Genomic DNA, 11280 nt, shown 5'->3' with positions numbered 1-11280 from the left:
CACTTACAATTGATTAAAAACAACATTTCTTGTAGGGTTTCTTGTTACAAATAGGGTGGAGCAATGTCATGACAGTATTCGTGTGGTTGCTGTTATGGAAAACAATAAAAGAACCGCCATTGCAGATAATGGCGTCATCTGGATGAGACCCCTATGGCAAGGATAAAATCACGCGTACGCCGTTTCTTCAGCCTGTTAGTACCTTTATTATTTATCTCTGCAGTTCACGCTGAATAAACCCCCGTACCCGCAAAAACCGTCACCGTTGAAGCGAAGAATGAAGTCTTCGCCCCTCAGCATCCCGATCAATATCTCTCCTGGAAAGCCACGTCTGAGCAATCAGCCCGTGAAGATGCGCTGGCAGAAGATCCGCGTCTGGTGATCCTGTGGGCGGGATATCCCTTCTCGCGCGATTACAACAAACCGCGCGGGCACGCGTATGCCGTGACCGATGTCCGTGAAACCTTACGTACCGGTGCACCCAAAACGGCAGAAGATGGTCCGTTGCCGATGGCCTGCTGGAGCTGTAAAAGCCCGGACGTGGCGCGTCTGATCCAGAAAGACGGTGAAGATGGCTACTTCCACGGTAAATGGGCGCGCGGCGGTCCTGAAATTGTTAACAATCTTGGCTGCGGAGATTGCCATAACACCGCGTCACCAGACTTTGCCAAAGGCAAGCCAGAACTGACGCTGTCGCGCCCTTATGCTGAACGCGCGATGGAAACCATCGGCAAACCGTTTGAGAAAGCCGGTCGCTTCGATCAGCAATCCATGGTCTGCGGCCAGTGCCACGTGGAGTACTACTTCGACGGTAAAAACAAAGCCGTTAAGTTCCCGTGGGACGACGGCATGAAAGTCGAGAACATGGAGAAATACTACGACACCATCGCCTTCTCTGACTGGACCAACTCCCTGTCTAAAACCCCAATGCTGAAAGCGCAGCACCCGGAGTATGAAACCTGGAGCGCAGGCATTCACGGCAAGAACAACGTGACCTGTATCGACTGCCACATGCCGAAAGTGCAGAACGCGGAAGGCAAGATCTACACCGACCATAAGATTGGGAATCCGTTCGATAACTTCGCTCAGACCTGTGCGAACTGCCACACCCAGGACAAAGCGTCCCTGCAAAAAGTGGTCGCCGAGCGTAAACAGGCCATTCATGACCTGAAAATCAAGGTTGAAGATCAACTGGTACATGCCCATTTCGAAGCGAAAGCAGCATGGGATGCGGGCGCAACGGAAGCGGAAATGAAGCCGATTCTGGAAGACATTCGCCACGCGCAATGGCGTTGGGACCTGTCTATCGCCTCACACGGTATTCACATGCACGCGCCGGAAGAAGGCCTGCGGATGCTGGGTAGCGCCATGGATAAAGCTGCCGATGCGCGTACCAAACTGGTCCGTCTGCTGGCGACCAAAGGCATCACGCATGAAATCCCGTTACCGGATATCTCTACCAAAGAGAAAGCCCAGGCGGCGATTGGTCTGAACATGCAGCAAATCAATGCTGAGAAGCAGGACTTCATCAAAACGGTGATTCCGCAGTGGGAAGATCAGGCGCGTAAAAACGGTCTGTTAAGCCAATAACCCCATTTCGCCCCGCAAGGGGCGGATAACTCAACGGAGTGAATATGAGCGTATTACGTTCGTTATTAACTGCTGGGGTGCTGGCGTCAGGCTTGTTCTGGAGCCTGAGTGGAATTACTGCCACGCCAACGCCGCAGGAGTCGGATCAACGCTGGACGGTTACCCAACAGCGTAATCCGGATGCCGCCTGTCTGGACTGTCATAAGCCCGATACCGAAGGCATGCATGGTAAGCATGCGGAAGTCATCAACCCGAATAACAAACTGCCGGTCACCTGCACCAACTGTCACGGCCAGCCGTCACCGAACCACCGCGAAGGGGTGAAAGATGTGATGCGCTTTAACGAGCCGATGTACAACGTGGAGCAGCAGAACAGCGTCTGTATGTCCTGTCACCTGCCTGAGCAGTTGCAAAAAGCGTTCTGGCCGCACGATGTCCACGTAACCAAAGTGGCGTGTGCCAGCTGTCACTCACTGCATCCGAAGCAAGACACGATGCAGACGCTGAGCGATAAAGGACGGATCAAGATTTGCGTCGATTGCCACAGCGATCAACGTAACAATCCGAACTTTAACCCGGCGTCGGTTCCGTTGCTTAAGGAGCATCCATGAGTTGCTCTCGTCGCCAGTTTATCACCGGCGTCGGCGCGCTGGTGGCAGTGAGCGGGACGGCGGGACGCGTTGTGGCGAAGACGCTGAACATCAACGGCGTGCGTTACGGTATGGTTCATGATGAGTCTTTATGCATCGGCTGTACGGCTTGCATGGATGCTTGTCGGGAAGTTAACAACGTGCCGGAAGGCGTATCGCGTCTGACGATTATTCGCAGCGAGCCGCAAGGGACATTTCCTGATGTGAAGTATCGCTTCTTCCGTCACTCGTGCCAGCATTGTGACCACGCTCCCTGCGTTGACGTCTGCCCGACGGGAGCATCGTATCGCGATGCCGCCAACGGCATTGTGGATGTGAACCCCGACCTTTGCGTTGGCTGCCAGTACTGTATCGCCGCGTGTCCTTATCGTGTGCGCTTTATCCATCCGGTGAGCAAAACGGCGGATAAATGTGATTTCTGCCGGAAAACCAACCTGAAAGCGGGCAAACAGCCTGCCTGCGTTGAGTCATGTCCGACGAAGGCGCTGACGTTTGGTAATCTGGACGATCCCAACAGCGATATCTCCCGCTTGTTGCAGCAGAAAACCACCTACCGTTACAAGCTGGCGCTGGGCACGAAACCGAAGGTCTACCGCGTTCCCTTTAAATTTGGGGAGGTGAGCCAATGACATCCGCTTCTGCATTTCATTTTGAATCACTGGTGTGGGACTGGCCCATTGCCATCTATCTGTTCCTGATCGGCATTTCCGCCGGACTGGTTACGCTGGCAATTTTGCTACGTCGTTTCCATCCGCAGGCGGGTGGTTCTGACAGCACGCTGCTGCGCACCACGCTGGTGTTAGGGCCGGGGGCGATTATCTTCGGTTTGCTGATTCTGGTGTTCCACCTGACGCGTCCATGGACCTTCTGGAAACTGATGTTCCACTACAGCTTCACTTCGGTGATGTCGATGGGGGTTATGCTGTTCCAGTTGTACATGGTGGTGTTAGTGCTGTGGCTGGCAAAAATCTTTGAAAAAGAGGTGATTGCCCTGCAACAGCGGTTCGTGCCGCGACTGACGATGGTCTCAAAACTCCTGACGCTAATCACGCCGTTCCATCGCGCGCTTGAGACATTGATGCTGGTGCTGGCGGTCCTGCTCGGGGCGTATACCGGGTTCCTGCTGTCGGCGCTGAAATCCTACCCGTTCCTGAATAACCCGATCCTGCCGGTGCTGTTCCTGTTCTCCGGGATCTCCTCCGGTGCGGCGGTGGCGCTGATCGCCATGGCATTACGCCATCGTAGCAACCCGCACAGCACCGAAGCGCACTTTGTGCATCGCATGGAAGTCCCGGTAGTATGGCTGGAGATCTTCCTGCTGGCGGCGTTCTTTGTTGGTCTGGCGCTGGGCGATGACGGCAAAATGCGTGCGCTGGCGGCGGCACTGGGCGGCGGATTCTGGACCTGGTGGTTCTGGCTGGGCGTGGCCGGGCTTGGGCTGATACTGCCGATGCTGCTAAAACCCTGGGCCAATCGCAGTTCGACGTTTCATGGCGTGCTGGCAGTGTGCGGCGCCAGCCTGACCGGCGTACTGCTGCTGCGCTTTTTTATTCTCTATGCGGGTCAGCTAACCGTTGCGTAAGGTGATATCTGGACGTTCTCCTTCCTGAAGCCGGTTTTCTGGCACTGTTATTAAGCCTCGGGGTCAACGTGTTGACCCCGCTTGCCGTGTCGGTGGGTGTCCGCCAGCGCTGGCAAGGGGTGATGCGCCTGGCATGCGTGGGCGTGTGGACGCAATTTGCCCTGCTGCTACTGGCCTTTGCCATTCTGGTATTCTGCTTTCTGACCAGTGACTTTTCGGTGGTCTACGTTGCCCAGCACAGCTACAGCCTGCTGCCGTGGGGATTAAAACTGGCGGCGGTGTGGGGCGGTCATGAAGGATCGCTGCTGCTGTGGGTGCTGTTTCTTTCCGCCTGGAGCGCGCTGTTCGCTTTTCGCTATCGGCGTGATGCCGACGCGCTGTTTCCGCTGACGCTCAGCGTCCTTTCAATGATAACGGCTCTGTTGCTGCTGTTTGTGGTGGTATGGTCCGATCCGTTCGTGCGTATCTTTCCGCCAGCCATTGAAGGGCGCGACCTTAACCCGATGCTGCAACATCTTGGGTTAATCCTCCATCCACCGCTGCTGTACCTGGGTTACGGGGGGTTAATGGTGGCGGCAGGCGTGGCGCTGGCCTCGCTGCTGCGCGGTGACTTTAACGCACAAAGCGCCTGGGTGTGCTGGCGCTGGGCCTTGCCCGGCTGGTGCGCGCTGACGCTGGGGATTATCCTCGGCTCCTGGTGGGCGTACTGCGAGCTGGGCTGGGGAGGCTGGTGGTTCTGGGACCCGGTAGAAAACGCTTCCTTATTACCCTGGCTTTCCGCCAGCGCGTTGCTGCATAGCCTGTATATCACGCGCCAGCGCGGGATCTTCCGCCACTGGTCGCTGCTGCTGGCTATCGTCACGCTGATTTTATCGCTGCTGGGGACGCTGATTGTGCGTTCCGGCATTCTCGTTTCGGTTCATGCTTTCGCGCTGGATAACGTTCGCGCCGCGCCGCTGTTTGCGCTGTTTACCGTGTTGAGTCTGGCGTCGCTCGGGCTGTACGCCTGGCGGGGCCAGCAAGTCCGGCAGAATGCGCGTTTTGGCGGTTGGTCACGCGAGATGCTGATTCTGGTTGCGTTGCTGCTCTTTAGTGCGGTGCTGCTGATTGTGCTGATTGGCACGCTCTACCCGATGATTTACGGGTTGTTCGGCTGGGGGCGGCTTTCCGTGGGCGCACCGTACTTTAATCGCGCTACGCTGCCCTTTGGGCTGCTGATGCTGCTGGTTATTGTGCTGGCTACGGTCAGAAGCCGCAAAGTGTCTTTCCGCATCCAACTTCCGGCACTGCTGGCGCATGCCGGGGTGCTGGTGTTTGCGGCAGGGATCGTCTTTTCCAGCGGGAGCCGTCAGGAGATAAGCCTGAACCTGAGCCCCGGGCAGCAGGTGGAACTGGCAGGCTACGTTTTCCGTTTTGAGCGTCTCGACCTGGAAGCCAAAGGTAACTACACCAGTGAAAAAGCGCAGATCACGCTGTGGCACAATGAGAAACGCATTGGCAGCCTGCAACCTGAAAGGCGCTTCTATGCCGCGCGTCGTCAACAGATGATGGAGCCGGGGATCCGCTGGAACCTGATGCATGACTGGTACGCGGTGATGGGTGAAAAAACCGGACCAGACCGTTATGCCATGCGCTTGTACGTGCAGACCGGCGTGCGTTGGATTTGGGGCGGCGGACTGTTAATGGTCTTTGGCGCGCTGCTGAGCGGATGGCGAGGAAGGAAGCGTGATGCGTAATATCTGCGGTTTTATCGTCCTGTTTTTTATCACTTTCGCCACGCATGCCCAGGTTGTGGACACATGGACGTTTGCCAACCCGCAACAGCAGGAGAAAGCGCTGTCTATTGCCAGCCAGCTGCGCTGCCCGCAGTGCCAAAACCAAAACTTGCTGGAATCCAATGCGCCGGTAGCTGTCAGTATGCGCCACCAGGTTTACAGCATGGTGGCGGAAGGGAAAAGTGAAGCCGAGATAACCACGTGGATGACCGATCGTTACGGTGATTTCGTACGCTATAACCCGCCGTTGAATGAGCAGACGCTGCTGCTGTGGGCGTTGCCGTGCCTGTTGTTGTTACTGGTCGGCGTGGTGGTCTGGCGGGTGAGAAAGCGTCAGCGCGCAGAGGAGGAGGTGCAATGAGTCAGTCCGAACATCCCACTGCGCCGTTACGACCAATGCCCGTGAAGCGGCTGACTGCTGCGGTGGTGCTGATGGTTGTGGCCTGCATCGGCGGTTATCTGTTGACGCCAAAATGGCAGGCGGTGCGGCAGGAACAGGCGCGACTGGCGGACCCTTTACATGCGTTCTCCGATGATAACATTCAGGAAAAACAGCTACTTTCTTTGCAGTCGCAGATTCGTGCTGCTCCACAGGACGGTGTGTTATGGGCGCAACTGGGGGAATATTATCTTTGGCAAAATGCGTATCACAATGCACTGCTGGCCTATGAGCAGGCGCTGCGTTTTCGGGGTGAAAACGCCGAAATCTATTCGGCGCTGGCGACGGTGTTGTACTATCAGGCCGGGCAACATATGACACCGCAAACGCGCGAAATGATAGATAAATCCCTGGCGCTGGACGGTAACGAAGTTACCGCGCTGATGTTGTTAGCCTCAGATGCGTTTATGCAGGCTGATTACGCACAAGCGATTTCAGTGTGGCAAAAAGTAATGGATTTAAACTCGCCGAGGGTGAATCGTGCGCAGTTGATCGACTCGATTAATATGGCGAAATTATTGCAGAATCGGCAAAAATAAATTTGTTTTTTTTGTGATTTGCATCATTTTGCCTGTTTAAAAAACAGGCAATTGAACAAGTGGGCAAAAAAAACTCATGGAAGAACTTCTTCATTTTTTATCAAATAAAAATTCTTTTATAACAAAAAGTTATTCATGATTACCGATATAAACTCGCGTTTTTATGCATAATTTCAGCTAAACCCCCTGTTCTGAAAGGCTTGCGCGAGATAGCGTGCAAATGATAATGATAATAAGCGTTAAAAAACTCTATAAACGAACGCAACACAAATCATACCCTTTCAGTATGTACTGTTCTCGCATTTTTATATGCGGAATAGCGCTCCATCGAGGAAGTCCGTTGTTATGAAAAATTTGAAAGTCAGCCTGGCATGGCAGATCCTCATCGCCATGGTGCTGGGCATTTTGCTGGGGAGTTACCTGCATTACCATAGTGACAGTCGCGAATGGCTGGTGTTAAACCTGTTGCAACCGGCGGGTGATATCTTTATCCACCTGATTAAAATGATTGTCGTGCCGATTGTTATCTCCACGCTAGTTGTGGGTATTGCCGGGGTAGGCGATGCCAAACAGCTGGGCCGTATTGGCGCCAAAACCATTCTCTATTTCGAAGTGATCACCACCATCGCCATTATTCTCGGCATTACGCTGGCGAACGTGTTTCAACCGGGTTCCGGGATTGATATGTCGCAGCTGGCGACTGTGGATATTTCGAAATATCAAAATACAACCGCAGAAGTGCAAAGCCACGCGCATGGCCTGATGGGCACGATTTTGTCACTGGTGCCGACCAACATCGTCGCATCGATGGCGAAAGGCGACATGCTGCCGATTATCTTCTTTTCGGTGTTATTCGGTTTAGGCTTGTCTTCACTGCCAGCTACTCACCGCGAGCCGCTGGTGACCGTGTTCCGCTCTATTTCCGAAACCATGTTTAAAGTGACGCACATGGTGATGCGCTACGCGCCGGTTGGCGTTTTTGCGCTGATTGCTGTGACCGTCGCGAACTTCGGTTTTGCCTCACTGTGGCCGCTGGCGAAGCTGGTACTGTTGGTGCATTTTGCCATCCTGTTCTTTGCGCTGGTGGTGCTGGGTATCGTGGCGCGTGTCTGTGGTCTGAGTATCTGGATCTTAATCCGTATCCTGAAAGATGAGCTGATTCTGGCGTATTCAACCGCCAGTTCTGAGAGCGTACTGCCGCGTATTATTGAGAAAATGGAAGCCTATGGCGCGCCAGCCTCAATTACCAGCTTTGTGGTGCCGACCGGTTACTCATTTAACCTTGATGGCTCAACGTTGTACCAGAGTATTGCCGCTATTTTCATTGCGCAGCTGTACGGTATCGACCTGTCACTATGGCAGGAAATCGTATTGGTGCTGACGTTGATGGTCACCTCGAAAGGGATTGCAGGCGTGCCGGGCGTCTCCTTCGTCGTACTGCTGGCTACGCTTGGCAGCGTCGGGATCCCGCTGGAAGGCCTGGCGTTTATCGCCGGCGTTGACCGTATCCTCGACATGGCGCGTACCGCGCTGAACGTGGTGGGGAATGCACTGGCGGTGCTGGTAATCGCCAAGTGGGAACACAAGTTTGACCGCAAGAAAGCGCTGGCTTACGAGCGCGAGATGCTGGGTAAATTTGATAAGACCGCGCAGTAATTAGTGATGGGTGCCTGATGGCGACGCTCACGCGTCTTATCAGGCCTACAAAGGATGTGTAGGCCTGATAAGCGTAGCGCCATCCGGCAACCAGCATCAACCATTGGTCAGCTTTTCAAACTCTTCACAGCCGGTATCAAATCCTTCCATACAGCTCAGATTCAGCCAGTGCAGCGCCTTCTGTTTATTCTTCACGATAAACCCCTGCTCGCCGTTTAAGAACATCATTCCGGCCCAGTACTCGGAATAACCGGTGCGGGAGATGGCCGAGCTGCGCTTGAAATACCATGTGGCCTTTTCATCGTCAGCAGGAATACCCACGCCATTGGCGTAGATCAGTCCGAGCAGCATTTGTGCATCGACAGTGGAGTCATTTTCCAGATCTTCAGAGGCGTTTTGCAGCAATGTAATGGCTTTGGGGTAATCTGTGCGCCCGGCCTGCGTGTTCACCAGAATTCTCGCCAGCGTAATTTCCCCCGCCTTACTGCCTGCCTGGGTCGCTTTTTCGGCCAGCGTTTTGGCTTGTGGATAATCCAGACTGACCGGGTTGGTTATCTTAATTTGCGCCAGTAAGGCCCAGGCATCCGCATCACCGCTGTCGGCAGCTTTTTGCGCCCAGTATTCGGCTTTGCTCAAATCGCCTGAACTAAACCAGGTATCGGCGAGGAAATATTGTGCGCGTCGGTCTCCAGATTCGGCTGCCTTCAGAAACTGACTGCCAGGCTCTTCGGCATGAACAAAGCCTGTTATTAGCAACATCAAGGCGAAAAGTCGTTTCATCTTATATTTAGATTTAGAGTAGGGAATGGACAGTATAGAGAGATTATGGACATAAAAAAACGGCCTCCGAATGGAGGCCGTCAGGGGAAGCTTAACCCATCGCGCTTTCGCGCAGGCTGGCTTTCAGCTTGGTGTACTCATCAATGACATACTGCTCGGCAGCGCGCTGATCGGCAATGCGTTCAACGTTAACGGCACAGTACTTGTACTCCGGCGTTTTGGTAATCGGGCTTAGGTTCTCGGTTACCAGTTCATTACATGCGCCAATCCACCATTGGTAGGTCATGTAAATCGCGCCTTTGTTTGGACGATCGCTGACTGCCGCACGGGTAATGACCCGGCCTTTACGCGAGTTAACCCACACCAGCTCTTCATCCTGGATGCCCAGGCGTTCTGCGTCGGCGGTGTTGATCTGGGCATAGCCCGGTTCATCCGCCAGCGCGGCCAACGCCGCACAGTTACCGGTCATCGAACGGCAAGAGTAGTGGCCGACTTCACGCACCGTTGATAGTACCATTGGGTACTCTGGGGTGAGTTTGTCGATTGGCGCTACCCAGTCACAAGTGAAGAACTGCGCCAGGCCGTTCGGGGTGTCGAACTTCTCTTTGAAGAGGTAAGACGTCCCCTGGTCAGCATCGGAGGTGTCGCGGCAAGGCCACTGGATATAACCCAGTTCGCCCATCTTCTCGTAAGTGGCACCGTAGAAATCCGGGCACAGATGACGCAACTCGTCCCAGATTTCCTGGGTGTTGCTGTAGTGCATCGGATAGCCCATACGGGTGGCGATTTCACTGATAATCTGCCAGTCCGTTTTCAGATCCCACTTCGGCTCAACGGCTTTAAAGAAGCGCTGGAAGCCACGGTCAGCCGCGGAGAATACGCCTTCATGCTCACCCCATGACGTAGACGGTAAAATAACGTCTGCGGCAGCGGCGGTTTTGGTCATGAAGATATCCTGTACGATGACCAGTTCCAGATCCTCAAAGCCTTTACGTACCGCGGAAAGCTCAGCGTCGGTCTGTAATGGATCTTCACCCATAATGTAGGCCGCACGAACTTCGCCATGGGCCGCACGGTGCGGCAGCTCGCTGATGCGATAGCCGGTATGTGCAGGCAGGCTTTCCACGCCCCAGGCTTTGGCGAATTTCTCGCGGTTAGCCGGATCTTTCACGTACTGATAGCCCGGATAGGTATCCGGCAGCGCGCCCATATCGCATGCGCCCTGAACGTTGTTCTGGCCACGAACCGGGTTAACACCGACGCTTGGCTTACCGAGGTTACCGGTCAGCATTGCTAGGCTGGTCAGTGAACGCACGGTTTCCACGCCCTGATAGAACTGGGTAACACCCATGCCCCACAGGATAGCCGCGCTTTTCGCCGTGGCATACATACGTGCAGCCTGACGGATATCGTGCGCGCTAACGCCCGTGATATCTTCGACGGACTCCGGCGTGTAGCCTTCGACAATCTTGCTGTACTCTTCGAATCCTTCCGTACGCGAGGCGACGAACGCCTGGTCGTACAGTTTTTCTTCGATGATGACATGACCCATAGCGTTAAGCAGCGCGATATTCGAGCCGTTTCTCAACGCGATGTGCATGTCAGCAATACGCGCAGTTTCAATTTTGCGCGGATCGCAGACGATAATTTTCGCCCCGTTACGTTTAGCGTTAATCACGTGATTCGCCACGATTGGGTGGGAATCCGCCGGGTTGTACCCGAAGATGAACACTAAATCTGTGTTATCAATTTCATTGATAGCATTACTCATTGCGCCGTTACCGACCGATTGGTGCAGACCTGCAACCGATGGGCCGTGTCAGACGCGAGCGCAGCAGTCAACGTTATTGGTACCAATAACGGCGCGCGCGAATTTTTGCATTACATAGTTGGTTTCGTTACCCGTACCGCGAGATGAACCGGTCGTCTGAATAGCGTCCGGGCCATACTTCGCTTTGATGGCGCTCAGACGAGTGGCGACGTAATCAAGCGCTTCATCCCAGGAAACAGATTCCAGTTTGCCACCACGCTGGCGACGGATCATTGGGGTTTTCAGACGAGGGGTCAGGATCTGGGTATCATTGATAAAATCCCAGCCATAGTAGCCCTTCAGACACAGGGTACCCTGGTTGGTTTTCCCCTGCGCCGCTTCAGCCCGGACGATTTTGCCGTTATCGACCACCAGGTTGATTTTGCAACCTGATGCGCAATATGGGCAAACCGTGACGACTTTTTTCATCGGTCTCGCTCCAGTTAATCAAATCGCGCA

7 protein-coding genes and 2 pseudogenes are annotated in these 11280 nt (G+C 54.3%); 7 read left to right on the top strand and 2 right to left on the bottom strand.

All coding sequences use genetic code 11. The annotated features are described in order from the left end of the window. The first annotated feature begins 153 nt into the window (after positions 1 to 153). The 7 genes and pseudogenes from nrfA (at position 154) to gltP (ending at position 8231) form a co-directional block, all read left to right on the top strand. Positions 154 to 1590 (top strand): annotated as a pseudogene (nrfA, locus tag HV041_RS18510) (ammonia-forming nitrite reductase cytochrome c552 subunit). 44 nt (positions 1591 to 1634) lie between these two features. Continuing rightward, positions 1635 to 2201 (top strand): cytochrome c nitrite reductase pentaheme subunit, encoded by a 567-nt coding sequence (nrfB, locus tag HV041_RS18505; protein ID WP_005132587.1) that lies wholly within the window; start codon positions 1635 to 1637, stop codon positions 2199 to 2201. After that, positions 2198 to 2869: a cytochrome c nitrite reductase Fe-S protein gene (gene nrfC, locus HV041_RS18500; RefSeq protein ID WP_005132585.1), complete on the top strand. Its 672-nt coding sequence runs from the start codon at positions 2198 to 2200 to the stop codon at positions 2867 to 2869. The genes nrfB and nrfC overlap by 4 nt, the downstream gene beginning before the upstream one ends. Then, a complete protein-coding gene (nrfD, locus tag HV041_RS18495) occupies positions 2866 to 3822 on the top strand; it encodes a cytochrome c nitrite reductase subunit NrfD (RefSeq protein WP_061067029.1) in 957 nt (318 codons plus the stop codon). The genes nrfC and nrfD overlap by 4 nt, the downstream gene beginning before the upstream one ends. A gap of 8 nt (positions 3823 to 3830) precedes the next feature. Beyond that, positions 3831 to 5958 (top strand): annotated as a pseudogene (gene nrfF, locus HV041_RS18490) (heme lyase NrfEFG subunit NrfF). After that, a complete protein-coding gene (nrfG, locus tag HV041_RS18480; protein ID WP_061067032.1) occupies positions 5955 to 6575 on the top strand; it encodes a heme lyase NrfEFG subunit NrfG in 621 nt (206 codons plus the stop codon). The pseudogene nrfF and the gene nrfG overlap by 4 nt, the downstream one beginning before the upstream one ends. Before the next feature lie 345 nt (positions 6576 to 6920). Continuing rightward, the gene (gltP, locus tag HV041_RS18475) at positions 6921 to 8231 is read left to right on the top strand and encodes a glutamate/aspartate:proton symporter GltP (RefSeq protein ID WP_048213908.1); all 1311 of its coding nucleotides are present in this window, start codon (positions 6921 to 6923) and stop codon (positions 8229 to 8231) included. A 96-nt stretch (positions 8232 to 8327) separates the two neighbouring features. Here the strand turns inward: gltP and yjcO are convergent, their stop codons facing one another. Together yjcO and fdhF are read right to left on the bottom strand one after the other, a co-directional pair. Continuing rightward, positions 8328 to 9011, bottom strand: coding sequence for a Sel1 family TPR-like repeat protein YjcO (yjcO, locus tag HV041_RS18470; protein WP_121585332.1), 684 nt, complete (start codon positions 9009 to 9011; stop codon positions 8328 to 8330). Between the two features lie 91 nt (positions 9012 to 9102). Next, complete coding sequence (gene fdhF, locus HV041_RS18465) at positions 9103 to 11250, bottom strand: formate dehydrogenase subunit alpha (protein ID WP_121585333.1); 2148 nt, start codon at positions 11248 to 11250, stop codon at positions 9103 to 9105. Positions 11251 to 11280 lie beyond the last annotated feature (30 nt).

The organism is Citrobacter sp. RHBSTW-00029 (assembly GCF_014104295.1).
Lineage (GTDB): Bacteria > Pseudomonadota > Gammaproteobacteria > Enterobacterales > Enterobacteriaceae > Citrobacter > Citrobacter youngae.
This window is presented reverse-complemented; position numbering and strand designations above follow the sequence as displayed.

Bases quoted from the DNA above. Each gene is read 5' to 3' on its own strand.
- nrfB (WP_005132587.1), top strand. From the start codon at position 1,635: ATGAGCGTATTACGTTCGTTATTAACTGCTGGGGTGCTGGCGTCAGGC.
- nrfC (WP_005132585.1), top strand. From the start codon at position 2,198: ATGAGTTGCTCTCGTCGCCAGTTTATCACCGGCGTCGGCGCGCTGGTG.
- nrfD (WP_061067029.1), top strand. From the start codon at position 2,866: ATGACATCCGCTTCTGCATTTCATTTTGAATCACTGGTGTGGGACTGG.
- nrfG (WP_061067032.1), top strand. From the start codon at position 5,955: ATGAGTCAGTCCGAACATCCCACTGCGCCGTTACGACCAATGCCCGTG.
- gltP (WP_048213908.1), top strand. From the start codon at position 6,921: ATGAAAAATTTGAAAGTCAGCCTGGCATGGCAGATCCTCATCGCCATG.
- yjcO (WP_121585332.1), bottom strand. From the start codon at position 9,011: ATGAAACGACTTTTCGCCTTGATGTTGCTAATAACAGGCTTTGTTCAT.